This is a genomic window from Streptomyces durhamensis (assembly GCF_000725475.1).
Taxonomy (GTDB): domain Bacteria; phylum Actinomycetota; class Actinomycetes; order Streptomycetales; family Streptomycetaceae; genus Streptomyces; species Streptomyces filipinensis.
On sequence record NZ_JNXR01000006.1, the window covers coordinates 1 to 18,285 of the forward strand.

Annotated in this window: 17 protein-coding genes and 1 pseudogene; 13 read left to right on the forward strand and 5 right to left on the reverse strand. The window is 72.8% G+C overall.

From position 1 onward, the window contains the following. From IO33_RS43990 to IO33_RS0109470, 4 genes and pseudogenes are all read left to right on the forward strand, one after another. Window positions 1–265: alpha-glucosidase C-terminal domain-containing protein (locus tag IO33_RS43990; protein ID WP_037685168.1), on the forward strand; the 265-nt coding region annotated here is incomplete at its 5' end. Between the two features lie 28 nt (window positions 266–293). Next, window positions 294–1,664, forward strand: a complete 1,371-nt coding sequence (locus tag IO33_RS0109460; protein WP_031162469.1) for a maltokinase N-terminal cap-like domain-containing protein — start codon at window positions 294–296, stop codon at window positions 1,662–1,664. Between the two features lie 4 nt (window positions 1,665–1,668). Next, window positions 1,669–3,719, forward strand: a pseudogene (gene glgB, locus IO33_RS43995) (1,4-alpha-glucan branching enzyme). A 96-nt stretch (window positions 3,720–3,815) separates the two neighbouring features. Beyond that, complete coding sequence (locus IO33_RS0109470) at window positions 3,816–4,904, forward strand: glutamate--cysteine ligase 2 (protein WP_031162471.1); 1,089 nt, start codon at window positions 3,816–3,818, stop codon at window positions 4,902–4,904. Window positions 4,905–4,919: 15 nt separating this feature from the next. Here IO33_RS0109470 and IO33_RS0109475 read toward each other — a convergent pair whose 3' ends face one another. Beyond that, window positions 4,920–5,153: a DUF6480 family protein gene (locus tag IO33_RS0109475; protein WP_031162473.1), complete on the reverse strand. Its 234-nt coding sequence runs from the start codon at window positions 5,151–5,153 to the stop codon at window positions 4,920–4,922. 150 nt (window positions 5,154–5,303) lie between these two features. Here IO33_RS0109475 and IO33_RS0109480 point away from each other — a divergent pair, with 150 nt between their 5' ends. From IO33_RS0109480 to IO33_RS0109500, 5 genes are all read left to right on the forward strand, one after another. Next, complete coding sequence (locus IO33_RS0109480) at window positions 5,304–7,202, forward strand: AMP-dependent synthetase/ligase (RefSeq protein WP_031162475.1); 1,899 nt, start codon at window positions 5,304–5,306, stop codon at window positions 7,200–7,202. 170 nt (window positions 7,203–7,372) lie between these two features. Next, window positions 7,373–7,807 carry an ATP-binding protein gene (locus tag IO33_RS0109485; protein WP_031162477.1) on the forward strand — a complete coding sequence of 145 codons (435 nt, stop codon included), beginning with the start codon at window positions 7,373–7,375 and terminating at the stop codon, window positions 7,805–7,807. 204 nt (window positions 7,808–8,011) lie between these two features. Beyond that, window positions 8,012–9,385, forward strand: coding sequence for an NAD(P)/FAD-dependent oxidoreductase (locus IO33_RS0109490; protein WP_031162480.1), 1,374 nt, complete (start codon window positions 8,012–8,014; stop codon window positions 9,383–9,385). Window positions 9,386–9,481: 96 nt separating this feature from the next. Then, the gene (locus tag IO33_RS0109495; protein ID WP_031162482.1) at window positions 9,482–9,691 is read left to right on the forward strand and encodes a DUF4287 domain-containing protein; all 210 of its coding nucleotides are present in this window, start codon (window positions 9,482–9,484) and stop codon (window positions 9,689–9,691) included. Window positions 9,692–9,787: 96 nt separating this feature from the next. Continuing rightward, window positions 9,788–12,010: an FUSC family protein gene (locus IO33_RS0109500; RefSeq protein ID WP_031162485.1), complete on the forward strand. Its 2,223-nt coding sequence runs from the start codon at window positions 9,788–9,790 to the stop codon at window positions 12,008–12,010. 19 nt (window positions 12,011–12,029) lie between these two features. On the opposite strand, the gene IO33_RS0109505 is transcribed toward IO33_RS0109500, so the two are convergent. Both IO33_RS0109505 and IO33_RS0109510 read right to left on the reverse strand, forming a co-directional pair. Then, window positions 12,030–12,881, reverse strand: coding sequence for a SigB/SigF/SigG family RNA polymerase sigma factor (locus tag IO33_RS0109505; protein WP_031162487.1), 852 nt, complete (start codon window positions 12,879–12,881; stop codon window positions 12,030–12,032). Window positions 12,882–13,116: 235 nt separating this feature from the next. Next, window positions 13,117–13,551 carry an ATP-binding protein gene (locus tag IO33_RS0109510; protein WP_031162489.1) on the reverse strand — a complete coding sequence of 145 codons (435 nt, stop codon included), beginning with the start codon at window positions 13,549–13,551 and terminating at the stop codon, window positions 13,117–13,119. Between the two features lie 120 nt (window positions 13,552–13,671). Between IO33_RS0109510 and IO33_RS0109515 the strand changes: the two genes are divergently transcribed. Both IO33_RS0109515 and IO33_RS0109520 read left to right on the forward strand, forming a co-directional pair. Continuing rightward, a complete protein-coding gene (locus IO33_RS0109515; RefSeq protein ID WP_031162491.1) occupies window positions 13,672–13,914 on the forward strand; it encodes a hypothetical protein in 243 nt (80 codons plus the stop codon). A 279-nt stretch (window positions 13,915–14,193) separates the two neighbouring features. After that, window positions 14,194–14,652 carry a cyclic nucleotide-binding domain-containing protein gene (locus tag IO33_RS0109520; RefSeq protein WP_031162493.1) on the forward strand — a complete coding sequence of 153 codons (459 nt, stop codon included), beginning with the start codon at window positions 14,194–14,196 and terminating at the stop codon, window positions 14,650–14,652. A gap of 1 nt (window position 14,653) precedes the next feature. Here IO33_RS0109520 and IO33_RS0109525 read toward each other — a convergent pair whose 3' ends face one another. Continuing rightward, window positions 14,654–15,949: an MFS transporter gene (locus IO33_RS0109525; RefSeq protein ID WP_031162495.1), complete on the reverse strand. Its 1,296-nt coding sequence runs from the start codon at window positions 15,947–15,949 to the stop codon at window positions 14,654–14,656. Between the two features lie 102 nt (window positions 15,950–16,051). Continuing rightward, window positions 16,052–16,669: a LysE/ArgO family amino acid transporter gene (locus IO33_RS0109530; RefSeq protein ID WP_031162496.1), complete on the reverse strand. Its 618-nt coding sequence runs from the start codon at window positions 16,667–16,669 to the stop codon at window positions 16,052–16,054. A gap of 66 nt (window positions 16,670–16,735) precedes the next feature. Here IO33_RS0109530 and IO33_RS0109535 point away from each other — a divergent pair, with 66 nt between their 5' ends. Continuing rightward, window positions 16,736–17,623, forward strand: coding sequence for a LysR family transcriptional regulator ArgP (locus IO33_RS0109535; RefSeq protein ID WP_031162499.1), 888 nt, complete (start codon window positions 16,736–16,738; stop codon window positions 17,621–17,623). Between the two features lie 351 nt (window positions 17,624–17,974). After that, complete coding sequence (locus IO33_RS0109540; RefSeq protein WP_031162501.1) at window positions 17,975–18,226, forward strand: WhiB family transcriptional regulator; 252 nt, start codon at window positions 17,975–17,977, stop codon at window positions 18,224–18,226. The last annotated feature ends 59 nt before the right edge of the window (window positions 18,227–18,285 follow it).

An 18,285-nucleotide genomic window follows, 5' to 3' on the forward strand; every position in this document is an offset into this window, starting at 1 on the left:
ACTGCAGTCCTCCAACCCGGCGGTGCTCGCCTTCCTGCGCGAGTTCGAGGACGACCTGGTGCTGTGCGTCCACAACTTCTCCCGCTTCGCGCAGCCCACCGAACTCGACCTCAGGGCGTACGACGGGCGGCACCCGGTCGAGCTGATCGGCGGGGTCCGCTTCCCCGCCATCGGCGAACTCCCCTACCTGCTGACCCTGCAAGGCCACGGCTTCTACTGGTTCCGGCTCACCCGAGTCGCATCCCGCATCGGCCGCCGTCGCTGACCGCCCGGCGCCGAGGAAAGGACGCGTCATGCCGAAGACCATCACCGCACGGCCGAGAACCGCGGCCGGCCTCGAAGGGCAAGGGCCCCTGGTCTCGCTGGGCGGGCTGCTGCGCCACTGGCTGCCGCGGCAACGCTGGTTCGCCGGCAAGGACCGGCCCGTCACCGATCTGACGGTGTTGTCCCTGACCGAGCTGTTCCCCGGGTGTCTGCACCTGCTGGTGCACGCCTCGCACGCGCCCGTGCCCACGCCGGGCGGCACTCCCCCTCCGGGCGACTGCTACCAGTTGCTCCTCGGCCTGCGCGAACACCTCGCGCCCCGGCTGGAGCGGGCGTACATCGGGCGGGCCGAACAGGGTCCGTTCGCCGGGCTCGCGGTGTACGACGCGCTGCACGATCCGCGCTCGGCCCATCTGCTGCTGGAGCGGCTGCGGCAGCCCGGCGCGGCCGGTCCGCTGCGGTTCGACGCGGCCCCGGGCGCCGATCTGCCCGGGGGGCTGCCGCCGCGGCTGCTGGACGTCGAGCAGTCCAACTCCTCGATCGTGTACGGCGACGCGTACATCCTGAAGGTCTTCCGCCGGATCCAGCCGGGCGTCAACCCGGACCTGGAGGTGACGGCCGCGCTGGCCGCGCAGGGGTGCAGCCGGGTGCCCGCGCCGGTGGCCTGGTTCGGTACGACCGCGCCGCGGCCGGCGACGCTGGGCGTGCTGCAGCCGTTCCTGCCGGACGCGTCCGACGGCTGGACGCTGGCGCTGGGCGCGCTCGCCGCGGGCGACGACTTCACCGCCGAGGCCCATGAACTGGGCCGGGCCATGGCCGAGGTGCACCTGGCGCTGGCCGAGGCTTTCGGTCCGGCCGACCCGCGGGAGAACGGCCGTACGGCACAGGCGATGTGCGCACGGCTGGACGCGGCCGCACACGCCGTACCGGGGCTGCGGCCCTTCGTGCCGGGGCTGCGGGCCGCGTTCGGGGCCCTCGCCACCTGCGACACCGGGCCGCCCGCCCAGCGTATCCACGGCGACATGCACCTCGGTCAGGTGCTGCGGGCCGGCCGCGACTGGTTCGTCATCGACTTCGAGGGCGAGCCGTCCCGGCCGCTCGCCGAGCGGCGCGCCCCGCACTCCCCGGTACGGGACGTGGCGGGGATGCTGCGTTCCTTCGACTACGCGGCCCGGCAGCGCCGCCCCTGGCGACCCGAATGGGCGCGCCGCTGCCGCGAGGCGTTCTGCGCGGGCTACGCGGCCCGCGCCGGCTGGGATCCACGCAAGAAGCACGCGCTGCTGCGCGCGCACGAGACGGACAGGGCGGTGTACGAGGTGCTGTACGAGGCGAGACATCGGCCGGACTGGCTGCCGGTTCCGATGGCGGCGATCAAGCGGCTCGCCGTGTGGGGAGGCTGACGTCATGGCCCTGCGCGACCCCGCGCTTCCCGAGCCGGCCGGCGCCAGGCCGGCCACGGCCGTTCCCGCCCCGGGCGACCCCCCTCTCGCGGCGCTCGACCCCACCGAGCGCGCCCGGCTGCTCGGCGGCGCCCACCACGATCCGCACGCCCTGCTGGGCGCGCACCCGGTCCCGGGCGGCGTCCTGTTCCGGGCGCTGCGCCCGAACGCGCGCTCGGTGAGCGTCAGGGCCGACGGGGTGCGCCACGCCCTCCGGCCGGAAGGCGACGGTCTCTTCGCGGCCGTCCTGCCGTACCCGGAGATCCCGTCGTACACGCTGCTGGTGGCCTACGACGACGCCGAGCAGGAGGTGCACGACCCGTACCACTTCCTGCCCGCCCTCGGTGAGCTGGACCTGCATCTGATCCGGGAGGGCCGGCACGAGCAGCTGTGGCAGGCGCTCGGCGCCGAGCCGATGACCCACCAGGGCGTGCCGGGCACCCGCTTCACCGTGTGGGCGCCCAACGCCCAAGGGGTGCGGGTGGCCGGGGACTTCACCTACTGGGACGGCACGCAGTACCCGATGCGGTCGCTGGGCGCGTCCGGGGTGTGGGAGCTGTTCCTGCCCGGGATCGGCGAGGGCGACCGGTACAAGTTCGAGATCACCTCGCGGTACGGCCACCGGTTCCTGAAGGCCGACCCGATGGCGCGGCGCACGGAGGTGCCGCCCGACACGGCGTCGGTCGTCGCGGTGTCGCGGTACGAGTGGGGCGACGCGGAGTGGATGGCCCACCGGGGCGACACACCCGTGCACCAGGCGCCGTTCTCCGTGTACGAGGTGCATCTGCCGTCCTGGCGGCCGGGACTGACGTACCGCCGACTAGCGGAGGAACTGCCCGCCTACGTCAAGGAGATGGGCTTCACGCACGTGGAGCTGATGCCGGTCGCCGGGCATCCGTTCAGCGGCTCCTGGGGGTACCAGGTCACCTCCTACTACGCGCCGACGCCCCGCCTCGGCTCTCCGGACGACTTCAAGTACCTGGTGGACGCGCTGCACCGGGCCGGCCTCGGTGTGATCATGGACTGGGTGCCGGCGCACTTCCCCAAGGACGACTGGGCGCTGGCCCGGTTCGACGGGGACCCGCTCTACGAGCCCGGGAACGCCGCGCGCGCCGAGCACCCGGACTGGGGGACGTACGAGTTCGACTACGGCCGGACCGAGGTGCGCAACTTCCTGGTGGCCAACGCCGTGTACTGGTGCGAGGAGTTCCACATCGACGGGCTGCGTGTGGACGCCGTCGCCTCGATGCTCTACCTGGACTACTCGCGTGACAGCGGCCAGTGGGAGCCGAACGTCTTCGGCGGCCGGGAGGACCTGGACGCGGTCGCCTTCCTGCAGGAGATGAACGCCACCGTCTACCGGCGCTGCCCGGGCGTGGTCACCATCGCCGAGGAGTCCACCGCGTGGGACGGGGTGACCCGGCCGACGGACAGCGGGGGGCTCGGGTTCGGGCTGAAGTGGAACATGGGCTGGATGCACGACTCGCTGCAGTACATCCAGAAGGAGCCGGTGCACCGCAGGTACCACCACCACGAGATGACCTTCTCGATGAGTTCGCCCAGGGAGCGGAGTGGTCCGAGGCGCACGGCCCCGAGTGGTGGCTGCTCGACGACGACTACCACTCGGCCGGTGATCACCGGGGTGTGCGGGATCTCGTGCGGGAGCTGAACACCGTGTACCGGGCGACGCCGGCGTTGTGGCAGCGGGACACCGATCCGGGCGGCTTCCGGTGGGTGCTGTGCGACGCGGCGGACGACAACGTCTTCGCGTTCCTGCGCTTCGCCGCCGACGGCTCGCCGCTGCTGGCGCTGTCGCACTTCTCCCCGGTCGTCCGGCGGGACTACCGGCTGTGGGTCCCGGACGGGGTTCCCGCCTGGCAGGAGGTGCTGAACACCGACGACGTCCGCTTCGGCGGCAGCGGGGTGGGCACCGCGGAACCGCTGAAGCCCGAGGACGGTTCCCTGAGGCTCACCCTCCCTCCGCTCGCCACGGTCTGGCTGGCACCGCAGCGCTGAAAGCCGGAGGTGTCGGCGGCCTTCCCAGGGGCAGTCGGGGTCGTACAGACCCACGACTGCCCCTCGTGGCATGGACACGGAAGGGTGGCACCAACGTTGCGCACCGTCGGAGTGGAGGAGGAACTCCTTCTGGTCGACCCGGACACCGGCGACCCGAAGGCCCTGGCGGCGGCCGTCCTCGCCCGCGTCGCCCAGGACGATCCCGGCCAGGACGTGTTCGAGAAGGAGCTGTTCCGGCAGATGCTGGAGTTCGCCACCCATCCTCAGTCGGACATGGCGGCCCTCGCCGAGGAGATCGTGCGCTGGCGCAAGGAGGCGGCCCGGCACGCCGGCGGGATCGGCAGCGCGGTGGCCGCGCTGGCCACCTCTCCCCTGCCGGCCAGCCCCTCCCTCAGCGTGAACGAGCGCTACCAGTGGCTCGCCGAGCGGTACGGCATACCGACGTGGGAGCAGCTGGTATGCGGCTGTCATGTGCATGTTGCGGTGGAGTCCGACGAGGAGGGCATCGCGGTCCTCGACCGGATCCGCCCCTGGCTGCCGATCCTTCGCGCGATCAGCGCCAACTCGCCCTTCTGGCAGGGGCGGGACACCAGCTACGCGAGCTATCGCAGCCGGGTGTGGAACCGCTGGCCGTCGGCCGGGCCGACCGAGCTGTTCGGGTCGGCCGAGCGCTACCACCGGCGGGTGGCGGACATGGTGGCCACCGGCGCCCTGCTGGACGAGGGGATGGTCTACTTCGACGCACGGCTGTCCGCCCGCTATCCGACCGTGGAGATCCGGGTGGCCGACGTGTGCCTGAGCGCGGACACCGCCGCGCTGATCGCGACGCTCAGCCGCGCGCTCGTGGAGACGGCCGCACGGGAGTGGCGGGCCGGGCTGCCGGCACCCGGCCACAGCGTCAGCCTGCTGCGCCTCGCCGACTGGCAGGCCGCCCGGTTCGGCCTGGAGGAGGATCTGCTCCACCCGGCGACCATGCGGCCCGGGCCCGCCGCGCAGGTGCTGCGGTCGCTGCTGGAGCACACCGGGGACGCCCTCACCGGCTGCGGCGACGCGGAGCGCGCGGAGCAGGGCGTCGCGGATCTGCTGCGGCGCGGCAACGGGGCGCGCGAGCAGCGCCGGCTGCTGGAGCGGACCGGCAGCCTGCGGGACGTCGTCACCGAGTGCGTGCGGCACACCCAGGGCTGAGCGCTCCGCCCGGCATCAGAGGATGAGCGACAGCGCGTAGCCCAGGAAGCCCGCCGCGACCAGGACGACGAGGACGATGATCAGCGTCATCGGCGCCTTCGCCCAGCCTCTGCTTCGGGCGTGCGGCTCCCGGGGCCCGGCCTCGGGCAGGCTGCTCTCCGCGGGCGGGGTCTCGCCGGGCGGGACCGAGCCCCCGGGTTCCAGCCCGGTGGTGCGTTCTGGTTCCGGATCGGGGTTCACATGGCTCATGTCTGCCGAGTCCCCAGGACACGGCCACATCATCAGCCGATCACGACTTCTCCGTTCCTGGCACCGAACGCGGTCGGCTGGGCTACATTCGAGCACCGCCGACACAGAGCCGATCGGCGGTGTGACCCTCCGTACACCCAGGAGCAGCGCATGCGCGACGTCGCCTTCGCTCCCGCCGTTACCCCGCCGCTCACCGGCGGCCTCGCCGACAGCGTCTTCGACACCGCGGAGCGCGACCCGGCCCTGCCGGTGCTCGCGCACCGGGTGGATCCCGCCGCCACCGTGTGGCAGCAGGTGACGGCGGTCGAGCTGCGGGACGAGGTGGTCGACCTGGCCAAGGGGCTGGTCGCCGCCGGGATCTCGCCGGGCCACCGGGTGGCCGTGATGTCCCGCACCCGTTACGAGTGGACCGTGTTCGCCCACGCGCTGTGGGCCGTCGGCGCCGAGGTCGTACCGATCCATCCGGCCTCCGCGCGCGACCAGGTCGAGTGGATCCTGCGGGACGCCGGCTGTGTGGCCGTGGTCGTGGAGGACGAGCAGGGTGTCATGACCGTCGGGACGGTGTGTGCCGCGCTGCCCCGGCTGCGCCATGTGTGGCAGCTGGACGCGGGCGCGCTGCCCGACCTCGTGCGGCAGGGCGCGGTCGTGCCCTACACCACCGTGGAGTCGCTGCGCCGGATCGTGCTCCCGGACGCCACGGCCGCGGTCGTCTACACCTCCGGTACGACGGGCCGTCCGCAGGGCTGCGCGCTGAGCCACCGCGGCCTCGCCTATCCGTGCGACACCCTGCTGGCCGGCTGGGCGCACACCGCGGCCCCACCGGGTGAGCAGCCGTCCGTGCTGGCCTTCCTGCCCTTCTCGCACGTCTACGGCATCATGATCATGCTGACCTGTATGCGCGGCGGCGCCCTGATGGGGCACGAGCCGGAGCTGAGCGAGGCCGCGCTGGCGTCGGCGCTGCGCACGTTCCGGCCGACGTACCTGTACGGCGTGCCGTCGGTCTTCGAGAAGCTCTACAAGCGGGTCCTTCGGACCGCGCAGCAGGCGGGCCGGGGTGCCCTGTTCGAGCGGGCCGCGCAGACGGCCCAGGACTTCGCCGCGGCAGAGGAACGCCACCGGCTGGGCCGGGGCCCGGGTCCCGGACTGGAGCTCAGACTGCAACACGCCCTCTACGAGCGGACGGTGTACCGCAGACTGCGGGCGGCGCTCGGCGGGCGCGTGGTGCGCGGCACCTCCGGCGGCTCCTCGCTCAGCCGTGAACTCACCCTCTTCTACGCGGGCATCGGCGTGTTCGTCCACGACGGGTACGGCCTCACCGAGGCCTCCGGCGGGATCACCATGCAGCCGCTCGGCCGGGAGAAGTCCGGGACGGTGGGCCGGCCGTTGCCGGGCACCGAGGTCCAGGTGGCCGACGACGGCGAGATCCTGGTGCGCGGGCCGTCCGTGTTCCAGGGCTATGTCGGCGACGAGGCGGCGACGCGGAGCGCGCTGCGCGGCGGCTGGCTGGCCACCGGGGACATCGGGCGGCTGGACTCCGAAGGCTATCTGACGATCACCGGCCGCAAGAAGGACGTCATCGTCACCAGCGGCGGCAAGAGCGTCGCCCCGGCCCCGCTGGAGCAGCGGCTGCGTATGCACCCGCTCGTCCACCAGGCGGTCGTGATCGGCGACGACCGGCCCTGCGTCGGCGCCCTGATCACCCTGGACCCCGAGTTCCTCGCGCACTGGCGGGCCGCCCTGGCGCTGCAGGGGGACAGTCCGGGCCGGGAGACCCGCGAGGAGAACGCGCTGCGGGAGGAGATCGCGCGGGCCGTCGCCTCGGCGAACACCGCGGTGTCCCGCGCGGAGTCCATCAGGGTCTACCGTGTCCTGCAGGAGCCGTTCGCCGCGGACAACGGACTGCTCACGCCGTCGTTGAAGCTGCGCCGGGACGCGATCGTGCGGCGCTATGCCGCCGAGATCGACGCGATGTACCAGGCGCGGTCCCGGGCGGCGCGCGGTCCGCTGGAGGCGGCGGACTGGGACGAGCCGGACGACGTCTTCCGCTGAGGGGGTGCAGCGTGCCGAGGGGGCGCAGCGTGCGGGCCGCGGGCGGTGCGGACGGATAGGCCGGGCGGGGACGGGAACCCGCAAGCAAGGAATGGGACGGGCACCTACGACCGTCCCGGTCCAGGGGCCCCGCCACGGGTCCCTGACCTGCCGGGACCGGGGAATGCGAGATGGCGACGGAGCCGCGTTGGGACGACACACCGTCCGCGGAGGACAGGTACGAGCGCACCTTCTCCTTCGCGGGTGAGCTGCGCAACGTCACGGAGGCGCGGCTGGCCGCGGAGGGGTTCTTGGGCGCGCTCGCCGCGCAGTCACCGCCGGCCGCGCACGAGTACTGGGACGACATCCTGCTGGTGGTGACGGAACTGGCCGCCAACGTGATCCAGTACGCCCCCGGTCCGTTCGGGCTGCGGATGCGCCGCACGTTCGACGGCGTGCACGTGACGATGCGCGACACGAGCACGACCAAGCCGGAGCCGCGGCCCTTCCACCCGCGCACGGGTGGCGGCGGCATCGGCTGGCACCTGGTGCACACGCTGTGCACGCAGGTCAGCGTCGTCGTCCACGACGAGGGCAAGGACATCCACGTCTTCCTGCCCTGGTGACGGCGTCACGTGTACGACGTGTATATGTGCGACAACCGGTTACTCCACGCGTAGCGGGGGCATGCTGGTGCCCACGCGTTCGTCTGCCTGCCGCGTCCAGCTGGCGGAACGGCTCGGGCCACGGTGGGATCGAAGGTGCTGCGCACCGCCGATCCGGGGCATGCGAACGGCGTGGAGTCGAACCGCCTGGAGCCGCAGAAAGGGATGAACACCGTGACACGACCCAGGATCCTGGTGGTTGGCGCAGGCTTCGCCGGCGTCGCATGCGTCCGCCGCCTGGAACGGAAGCTCGCTCCGGCCGAGGCCGACGTCACCTTGGTGACGCCGTTCTCCTATCAGCTGTATCTGCCCCTGCTGCCCCAGGTGGCCTCCGGCGTGCTCACGCCACAGTCGATCGCCCTCAGCCTGCGCCGCAGCAGGAAGTACCGCACCCGGATCCTGCCGGGGGGTGCGATCGGGGTGGACCTGAAGGCGAAGGTCTGCGTCGTCCGCACCCTCACGGACAAGATCGTCAATGAGCCGTACGACTACATCGTGCTGGCGCCCGGCAGCGTGACCCGCACCTTCGACATCCCGGGGCTGACCGAGCACGCCTTCGGGATGAAGACCCTCGCCGAGGCCGCCTATGTCCGCGACCACGTCATCACGCAGCTCGACCTCGCGGACGCCAGCGACGACCCGGCCGAGCGGGCGGCGCGGCTGCAGTTCGTGGTGGTCGGCGGCGGATACGCCGGCACGGAGACCGCGGCCTGTCTGCAGCGGCTGACGCATGCCGCCGTCACACGCTACCCGCGGCTGGACCCCGGCCTGATCAAGTGGCATCTGATCGACATCGCGCCCAAGCTGATGCCGGAGCTGGGCGACAAGCTGGGCCGCAGCGCGCAGGAGATCCTCAAGCGGCGCGGCATCGACGTGTCACTGGGCGTGTCGATCGACAAGGCCGGGGCGGAGGAGGTCACCTTCACCGACGGTCGCGTGGTGCCGACGCACACGCTGATCTGGACGGCCGGTGTGGTCGCCAGCCCGCTGATGGCCACCCTCGGTGCGGAAACGGTCCGCGGCCGGCTGGCGGTCACCCCCGAGATGTGCCTGCCGGGCCACGACGGGGTGTTCGCGCTCGGCGACTCGGCCGCCGTGCCGGATCTGGCGAAGGGTGACGACGCGGTCTGCCCGCCCACCGCGCAGCACGCGATGCGCCAGGGCAAGCGGGTCGGCGACAACGTCATCGCGACGCTGCGGGGCCGGCCGATGCAGCCGTATGTGCACAAGGACCTGGGGCTCGTCGTCGACCTCGGCGGCAAGGACGCGGTCTCCAAGCCGCTCGGCATCGAGCTGCGCGGGGTGCTGGCCCAGGCGGTGGCCCGCGGCTACCACTGGTCGGCGCTGCGCACCAACGTCGCCAAGACCCGCGTGATGACCAACTGGCTGCTGAACTCGCTCGCGGGCGACGATTTCGTCCGCACCGGCTTCCAGGCCCGCAAGTCCGCCCGGCTGAAGGACTTCGAGTTCACCGACGCGTATCTGACACCGGAACAGGTACGGGCACGGGTGGAGGGCGCGGCGGTGGAGAACCCCTGATGTGACGCGGATCACCCAAGGCCGCCGATCGTTTTCCGGCGGACCGGCGGTCTTTACCGGTGATCAGTTCACGTCACGCGGATGGGACACACCACCATGGCCGAGAAGACCGTCAAGGGCCCGGCGAGCTACTTCCCCTCGATCGAGAAGAAGTACGGCCGGCCGATCGCCGAGTGGCAGGAGCTGATCCGTTCCTCGCCGCTGACCAAGCACATGGAACTGGTCGGCTGGCTCAAGTCCGAGCACGGTGTCGGGCACGGACACGCGAACGCCCTGGTGGCCGCCACTCTGGCGGAGGGCGTGTAGCGGGAGCCGCCGTGCGATGCTGGGCCGTAGATCGATGTCCGGCACGGGAGAGAGCGCGGCGGTGTGAGCACAGCGGGACGGTCGGGACGGGTACGGATGTGGGACCGGCTCGCGGCGTCCGATCCCGGGCTGCTCAGGCTCACCGCGGGACTGCGCACGGTCACCGCGATCGCACTCACCCTCGCCGTCCTGGCCGCCCTGCGGGTGCCGGTGCCCCAGTTGGTCGCCGGCGCCATGGCGGCGATGGTGTCGACCTTCGCGATCCGCGAGAAGCAGCGCAGCCCGCAGGCCGTCACGCTCGCGCTCGGGCTGCCGGTGGCGCTGGTCTCGGTGTCGCTGGGCGCGCTGCTGCACCAACGGGTCGTCGCCGGGGACCTGTTCTTCGTCGTGCTCATCTTCTGCGCGGTCTACGGCCGCCGCTTCGGCGACCGCGGCACCGCGCTGGGCCTGATCGGCTTCCAGATCTACTTCCTGTCCCTGTTCGTGCGCGCGACCGGTTCCGCGCTGCCCGCCTTGTACGGGGTCATCGGTGTGGCGTTCGCCTGCAGCGCCGCAGCGCGGTTCCTGCTGCTGCCGCAGACCCCGGCGGGCACCCTGGACCGGCTGCGGCGGGCCTTCCGGGCCCGGCTCGCGCAGCTGATCGCCGTCCAGGCCCAGTTGCTGGACGCCGGCCCCGACGACGTGGACAAGGTCCTGGAGGACCTGCGCACCGCCACCGCCCGGCTGCACGAGAGCGCGCTGATGATCCAGGGGCGGCTGGAGGACGGCACCTCCGACGCGGCGGGGGCCCGGCTGCTGCAGCGCCGTGTCGCCGACGCCGAGATCGCAGCCGAGCGGCTCGGCCTGCTGCTGCTCACCGCGCGCAGCGCGGAGCGGACCGACACCCTCACCCTGCATCTGCCGGGCGCCTCGCTGCCCTCCGGCGGGGAGCTGCCGGTGCGGGACGAGGCGACGGCGGCGCTGCGCCGGGACCTGCAGGCGCTGCGGCTGCTGATGCTGCGGCCGGTCGGTGAGGCGAGGGGCACCGCGCTCGCCCAGGTGCGCAACCGGCTGCTCGGCTACCGCGATGAGGACAACCTGCCCAAAGCCGCCCCGGCCGTGCAGGACGTCTTCCGCGGGCTCGGCGAGGCCGCCCGTGCCTCGCTGGGTCTGCGGCTGGCGCTGGACGGGCCGCAGGACGAGTCCGACGACAGCCCGGCGACGACCCGCTCGCGCGAGGAGCTGGACGCGGAGGACGCCGCGATCGAGGCGGGCGAGGAACGGGAGGCGGAGGAGCCGGAGCCGGCGGGGCTGCGGCGGCCCACGACACGGGCCGCGGTCCAGGTGGCCGTCGGCTCCGCGCTGGCCATCGCCGGTGGCGAGCTGTTGTCCGGTCAGCGCTGGTACTGGGCGGTGCTGACGTGCTGGATCGTGTTCCTCAACACCGCCTCGACCGGCGAGATCCTGGTGAAGGGCTACCGACGGCTGCTGGGCACGGTGCTCGGCGTGGTGGCCGGTATCGGGCTCGCCGGGCTGGTGGGGCACCACACGTGGACGGCCTTCGCGCTGGTGCTGGTGTTCATCTTCGCGATGTTCTACTCGGCGCCGCTGTCGTACACGTTGATGTCGTTCTTCGTGACGGCGATGCTGGGGCTGCTCTACACGCTGCTGAACACCTACAGCATGGCGGTGCTGGTGCTGCGTGTGGAGGAGACGGCGCTCGGCGCGGCCTGCGGGGTGATCGCCGCGGCGGTGGTGCTGCCGATCCACACCGACCGCCGTACCAACGAACTCCTCGTCACCGTCCTCGACCGGCTGGCCGGGGTCACGCGGGCCGCCGTCGACCAGTTGAGCGGCGGGGCGGGCGCCGGCCTGGTGGAGCAGGCGCGCGACCTGGACCAGGCGCTGGCCGATCTGCGCGCGGCCACCCAGCCGCTGACGCATCCGATCACTCCGCTGCGCTCACGCCGGGACACCGCCCGGTACGTCGTGGCGCTGCTGGAGACATGCGCCTACCACGGGCGTTCGCTGGCGGCCACGGCGGAGCTGCTGCCGACGCATCCGTCGATCGCGGCGGATCCCCGGCTGCGCGGGGCGTGCGGGCGGATCGTGCACAACATCGAGGCGATCGCCGCGCATGTGACCGACCCTCGGGCCGCGGCGGAGATCGAGACCGGCCCCAGCATCGCCTCGATGCTGGAGCCGGGGACCCTGCGCACCCCGCGCTACGGCCGTGTGACCGACCGGGTGTTGCGCCATCTGCAGCGGCTGGACGAGGCGGTCGCGGGACTGGCCCGGCCGCTGGGCCTGGCCACCGAGGCGGCCCGGCCCACGGGGTGACGCCCCGTCCCCCGCGCGCTCATACGGGGCCGGCCCCGCCGGCGCGGTGGCCCAGGGCCTCGTCACGGACGCGGGCGCAGCTGCGGCTGATCAGCCGGGAGACGTGCATCTGGGAGATGCCCAGCTGGTCGGCGATGCGGCTCTGCGTCATGTCCTCGAAGAAGCGCATGTAGAGGATGGCCCGCTCCCGCTCGGGCAGCCGGCGCAGCCCTTCCCTGGCGGCCTCGCGGTCCACCACCACATCGTACGAGGCGTCGGCCGCGCCCAGGGTGTCGGCGAGGCTGTAGCCGTCCTCACCGGTGGACAGTTCGGCGTCCAGGGACAGGGTGCTGAAGCTCTCCAGCGCCTCCATGCCCGCGGTGACGTCCTCCTGGCTGAGGCCGGTGTGAGCGGCGATCGCGGCCACGGTGGGCTCGGGGCTGCCGGGGTTCTGGGTGAGTTCCCGGCGGGCGACCCGCACCCGGTTGCGCAGTTCCTGCACCCGGCGGGGCACCCGGAGGGCCCACATCCGGTCCCGGAAATGCCGCTTGACCTCGCCGGTGATGGTCGGCACCGCGTAACTCTCGAAGGCTCCCCGGGAGGGGTCGAAGCGGTCGATCGCCTTCACCAGCCCGAGCGCGGCCACCTGCCGCAGATCCTCGACGGACTCGCCCCGGTCGCGGAAGCGGCCGGCGATCCGGTGGGCCATGGGCAGCCAGGCGGTGACCAGTTCGTCGCGTGCGGCGTCCCGCTCCGGGCCGTCGCCCAGTTCCGCCAGCCGGGCGAACAGCTCCGCGGTGTCAGGGGCGTCGTCATGAGGCCGCCGCGCGGGTGCCGCGGCGGCGGTCGTGGTGGGCGTGCCGGAACGGCTTGTCGACATGTCGGTCAGCATGCGGAATCGCTCCTGAACGTGGTTTCAGGGCACACAGCCGGAACGAGGTTCCGTGGCCTGGCCCGAACGGTGGTGTCAGGGTTCGCCGCGAGTCAGCGGCCTGGTCCGCCGGGGAGGGGGGACCCAGGCAGTCGTACTGATCCCGCTGGGCGCGCGCCTCCGGTCCGAAGCACGAGATTCCGCCTGCCCCCGCCCACCCGCAGCAAACACCGTGCGGGCAGAACTTCCGCACGGATCAGCGCAGCGGCACGACGGCCGTGATGCGCTTGCCCCCGCAGGGCAGCTCCGCCACCCGCACGTCCCGGGCGAGCCGGCACACGATGGGCCAGCCGCGGCCGCCGGGCCGGGCGTGGCCGCGTGCGTCGACGGGCCCGGCGGCCACGGGCAGCTCGTCGCTGCGGTCGCTGACGGACACCCGTACTCCACCGGAGTCGACGTCCACGTCGAAGCCGGTGATGCCGCCGCCGTGCAGGATGGCGTTGGTGGTGAGTTCCGAGGCGACCAGCAGGGCGTCCTCCATGGCCTCGGTTCCGCAGCACAGGGCACAGGCCCGGCAGCGCTCGGCCACCACTCGCTGCACCGTTCTGCGGGCGTCGGCCGGCCGGCACGGCAGCCGGCGGCACGGTTCCCGCAGGGTCGCGGAGGAGTTGGTCCGGTGCTTGTCGAGCATCCCTTCCTCCCTGAACGGTGCCCGGATTGCTTGGCTCTCCCTTTCCGGCTGACCCCTGTCGGCGCCGTCAAACACGCTCGGCGGTGCCATCAACGCGGATCGGACGGGTACCCGGCCGGTATGACCGATGTCGTGGACGCGGACGAGTTGTTGCGGCGCATCCGGCGCGGCCGGGAGCGGGCGGCCGCGGAGGAGCGGAGCTGGCGGGAGCGCGCGCAGCAGCTGACGGCGACGGACCCGGACGGCGCGCGGGAGGCGGCGGTCCGGGCGCGGGCGTTCGAGGCCGTGCAGCGGGTGCTGGAGGAGATCATCAGTCCGGGCAGGCCGCCGATGACGGCGGACGGCGTGAAACAGGTCACCTGACCTGCTTCCCGTTGTCCGAACAGCAACCAGATGGTTTATCGTTCATGCATACGTGATGCCGGAGCGGACCGGAACCGTCCTTCCTCCCTCCCCGCGTCACCGCATACGGCCCTGGCTGGCTTCCCCCGTCCAGCCAGGGCTTCTTACTGCCCGGAAACGGGCGGCCACCGGGAAGACCGCGAGAAAGCCGCGTCCGTCGAGGTGCCCGGGACGGCGGCAGCGGCTGAAATGGGCTTAGGGAAAGCATCCGAACCGCCTCCGTGCGAGGAGCCCCGCGCCATGACCAAAGCGATAAAACTGCTGACCGCACTGCCCCAGGCGCAGCGCGAGCGCCTGATGGAACTGGCCAAGGAGATCTCGTTCCCGGAGGACACCCGCATCTTCGAGGCGGGCGGCACCGCCGACCGGTTCTGGGTGATCCGGTCGGGCGCTGTCCACCTGGACCAGCAGGTGACCTCCCGGCAGCGGGTCACGGTCGCCACGCTCGGCGCGGGCGACATGCTGGGCTGGTCCTGGCTGTTCCCGCCGTACCAGTGGGACTTCGGCGCGGTGGCCTTCAGCAACGTACGTGCCTACGAGTTCGACGGGCCCTCGGTGCTCGCACTGTCCGTGGAGGATCCGCTGCTCGGGCTCTCCCTGGTGCGGACGGTGGCCGAGATCCTCGCCCACCGGCTGGAGACGACCCGCGGCAAGCTGATGGACCAGTACGCCATCCGGCGCCGCACCGGCCTGATGTAGCTCAGATCCGGTACCGGCGCAGCGCCGGGACGGCCGCGGCCAGGGCCAGCATCACCACGACGACCAGGCCCCCGCCGCCGGCCACGGCGGCACGCGGGCCGAACGCCGAGCCGGCCGTGCCGTGCAGCACGTCGGCCAGCCGCGGCCCGCCCGCGACGACCACCGTGAACACGCCCTGCATCCGGCCGCGCATCTCGTCGGTCGCCGCCGACAGCAGGATCGCGCCGCGGAACACCATCGAGACCATGTCGGCGACACCGGCCGCGGCGAGGAAGGCCATCGCCACCCAGAGGTTGCCGCTCAGCCCGAACCCGGCGACGGCCACACCCCAGCCGACGACCGCCCCGATGACCATCCAGCCGTGCCACCGGGCCCGCGAGAACACCCCGGAGAACAGGCCGCCGAGGACCGCGCCGACCGGGATGCCGGCGAACAGCACGCCGAGCGCGAGTCCCTCGCCGTAGGAGTGGTACGTCTGCGCGGCCAGCTGCGGGAACAGGGCCCGGGGCATGCCGAACACCATGGCGACGATGTCGGCGAGGAAGGACAGCAGCAGCACCTTGTGCCGGGACATGTACTGGAACCCGGCGGCTATCTCGCGCACCCCGGCCCGGCGGGCGGCGGCCTCGCCCAGCGGTGCGAGCGCGGGCAGCCGGAAGACGGCCCACACGGTGACGCACAGCGCCAGCGCGTCGATCAGGTACAGCTCGGGCAGCCCGATCACCGGGATGAGCACACCCGCGAGCAGCGGACCCGCCACCAGGCCGGTCTGCATCACCGTGGTACCGAGCGCGCCCGCGGCCGGCAGCTGCTCGGCCGGGACCAGCCGGGCGATGGAGGCGTTGCGGGCGGGCGCGTTGATCCCGAAGAACGCCTGCTGGAGAGCGAGCAGCACCATCAGTACGACGACCGAGTCCAGCCCGGTGACGGCCTGCGCCCAGAACAGCAGCGAGGTCACCGCGATGCCGGTGTTGGTGACCAGCAGCAGCTTGCGGCGGTCCACGGTGTCGGCGACCGCCCCGCCCCACAGCGCGAAGGCCACCATGGGCACGAGGCCGGCGAGACTCGCGTAGCCGACCCAGGCCGAGGAGTGGGTGATGTCGTAGATCTGCTTGGGCACCGCGACGGCGGTGAGCTGGCTGCCGACGGCGGTGACGATGGTCGACGACCACAGGCGCCGGTAGGCGGGGATGCGCAGCGGACGGGTGTCCATCGCCCAGCGGCGCCAGCCGCGCCGGGGCGGGGCCGCCGCGTCCGGCACGGAGTCGGGTTCGGTGGTGCTCTCGCTCGTGTCCACGGGTGTCCTGTTGGGTGTCCTGGTGCCGACGGAGGTTGCTCGTTACATCTTTTCGCTTCGAGAGCCTAACTATCTCGGCGGCACCTGTGCACGCGGGTTTGTTCAGGATCCGGCCATGAGCATGGCCCCCAGCGCCAGCATGGTGACGGCGACCAGGCCGTCCAGGATCCGCCAGGCCGCCGGCCGGGCCAGGAAGCGGCCGAGCAGCCGGGCGCCGAAGCCGAGCGCGGCGAACCAGCACAGGCTGGCGAGCGCCGCGCCGAGCCCGAAGGTCCAGCGCAGCGCGCCCCGGTCGGCGGCGAGGGAGCCCAGCAGGAACACGGTGTCCAGGTAGACGTGCGGGTTGAGCCAGGTCATCGCCAGGCAGGTGAGCACCGCCCGGCGCCGGGAACCGGCTGCCGCCCCCTCGGTGCTCAGCCCGGCCGTGCCCGGCCCGAGCACCCGGCGGGCGGCGAGGACGCCGTAGCAGAGCAGGAAGGCACCGCCGACCAGCCCGACCGCACGGACCGCCCCCGGCCACGCCGCCACGACCGCCCCGACCCCGCCGACGCCGAGCGCGATCAGGAGCGCGTCGGACAGGGCGCAGATGCCCACCACGGCGAGGACGGCGTCCCGGCGCACCCCCTGCCGCAGGACGAAGGCGTTCTGGGCGCCGATGGCGACGATCAGGGAGAGGCCGGTGCCGAATCCGGCGGCCGCGGCGGTCAGGGCGTGGTTCATGAGCTCGAACCTAGGTAGCCGATTGGCGCAAACCCAGCTAAAGATTCTTACGTAACCTTAGCGATCGTGATGACCGAACTTCCCCTGGACCAGGTACGGACGCTGCTCGCCGTGGTGGACGAGGGCACCTTCGACGCCGCCGCGGCGGCCCTGCACGTGACGCCGTCGGCGGTCAGTCAGCGGGTGAAGGCACTGGAACAGCGCACCGGCCGGGTCCTGCTGCGGCGCACCAAACCGGTGCGGCCCACGGAGTCGGGCGCGGTGCTGGTGCGCTACGCGCGCCAGCTCGCCCGGCTGGAACGGGACGCCTGGGGCGAGCTGGGGCTGAGCGGTGCCGGAGAACCGGCGCGGGTGTCGGTGGCGGTGAACGCGGACTCGCTGGCGACCTGGTTCCTGCCGGCGCTGCCCCGGGCGGCGGGGCTCTGCTTCGAACTGCACCGGGAGGACGAGGACCACACGGCCGCCCTGCTGCGCGAGGGCTTGGTGATGGCGGCGGTGACCACCGCCCCCGATCCGGTGCCGGGCTGCGCCGTGCGGCCGCTCGGCCGGATGCGCTATCTGCCGGTCGCCGCACCGGAGTTGAGCCACACCCTGCTCACCGGTCCGCCGCTCGCCGACGCCCTGCCCGCGGCGCCCGTCGTGGTCTTCGACCGCAAGGACGACTTCCAGGACGCCTTCGTACGCCGGCTGGGCCGTGGGTCGGCGAGCCGGCTGCGGCACCATGTGCCCACCTCCGAGGGTTTCCTGGACGCCGTCGCGGCGGGGCTCGGCTGGGGCATGGTGCCGGAGGTCCAGGCGGAACCACTGCTGGCCGACGGGCGGTTGGCCCTGCTCGCGCCCGGCGCCTGGATGGACGTCACGCTGTACTGGCAGCAGTGGAAGCTCGACTCCCCCGCGCTGGCGGCCCTGGCCGAGGCGGTGACGGCGACGGCGGCCGGGGCGCTGCGCCGCTGACCGGTGCGTCACGATTCAGCCGTTCCGCACCGTCACGGGCATCCCGCCCCGTACGGTGGTCGCGCGTCGGCGCACTCGGCAGGCGGCCGGTACGGTCCTCGCCGCTGAACTCCTCGCCGGCACTGCTCGGTCGGGCCCGGCGTCCGCGGACCGGGGTGTCCCCACCACGGCCGCTGCCCGACCTGTCGAGCGCGTACGGCTCCCGCCGGGCCGCGCGCGCCGTGGCCGGACGCGCTCCCTCGCCCGATTCGGCCGCCGGTCCCCCGTTTCACACCGTCCCGACCGGTCACCCGAGTCCGACGTACGCATTCGACAGGCACGGACGACTTCGATCCGATCCAGGAGACTTCCATGGACAACTGGCGCGACCATGCCGCGTGCCGTCACAAGGACCCCGACCTGTTCTTCCCCATCGGCACCACCGGGCCGGCGCAGGTGCAGACACAGCGGGCCAAGGCGGTCTGCGAGCACTGCCCCGTCCGGGAGCACTGCCTGGACTGGGCGCTGGGGACGGGGCAGAGCATCGGCATCTGGGGTGGGACGACCGAACTGGAGCGCCGGGCACTGCGCCGCCGCGCCCGTTCCCGTCCGCGCTCCGGCTGACCGGGCGACCCCGCGGACCGCCGTGCCCCCTCCGGCCGGCCGGGACAACCGCGGGCCCT

What these genes read in the sequence shown, in the direction of transcription:
- IO33_RS0109495 (WP_031162482.1), top strand. Translation starts at nt 9,482, where the DNA reads ATGGCCGAGAAGACCGTCAAGGGCCCGGCGAGCTACTTCCCCTCGATC.
- IO33_RS0109530 (WP_031162496.1), bottom strand. Translation starts at nt 16,669, where the DNA reads ATGAACCACGCCCTGACCGCCGCGGCCGCCGGATTCGGCACCGGCCTC.
- IO33_RS0109540 (WP_031162501.1), top strand. Translation starts at nt 17,975, where the DNA reads ATGGACAACTGGCGCGACCATGCCGCGTGCCGTCACAAGGACCCCGAC.
- IO33_RS0109485 (WP_031162477.1), top strand. Translation starts at nt 7,373, where the DNA reads ATGGCGACGGAGCCGCGTTGGGACGACACACCGTCCGCGGAGGACAGG.
- IO33_RS0109505 (WP_031162487.1), bottom strand. Translation starts at nt 12,881, where the DNA reads ATGCTGACCGACATGTCGACAAGCCGTTCCGGCACGCCCACCACGACC.
- IO33_RS0109490 (WP_031162480.1), top strand. Translation starts at nt 8,012, where the DNA reads ATGAACACCGTGACACGACCCAGGATCCTGGTGGTTGGCGCAGGCTTC.
- IO33_RS0109510 (WP_031162489.1), bottom strand. Translation starts at nt 13,551, where the DNA reads ATGCTCGACAAGCACCGGACCAACTCCTCCGCGACCCTGCGGGAACCG.
- IO33_RS0109475 (WP_031162473.1), bottom strand. Translation starts at nt 5,153, where the DNA reads ATGAGCCATGTGAACCCCGATCCGGAACCAGAACGCACCACCGGGCTG.
- IO33_RS0109500 (WP_031162485.1), top strand. Translation starts at nt 9,788, where the DNA reads ATGTGGGACCGGCTCGCGGCGTCCGATCCCGGGCTGCTCAGGCTCACC.
- IO33_RS0109515 (WP_031162491.1), top strand. Translation starts at nt 13,672, where the DNA reads ATGACCGATGTCGTGGACGCGGACGAGTTGTTGCGGCGCATCCGGCGC.
- IO33_RS0109460 (WP_031162469.1), top strand. Translation starts at nt 294, where the DNA reads ATGCCGAAGACCATCACCGCACGGCCGAGAACCGCGGCCGGCCTCGAA.
- IO33_RS0109480 (WP_031162475.1), top strand. Translation starts at nt 5,304, where the DNA reads ATGCGCGACGTCGCCTTCGCTCCCGCCGTTACCCCGCCGCTCACCGGC.
- IO33_RS0109520 (WP_031162493.1), top strand. Translation starts at nt 14,194, where the DNA reads ATGACCAAAGCGATAAAACTGCTGACCGCACTGCCCCAGGCGCAGCGC.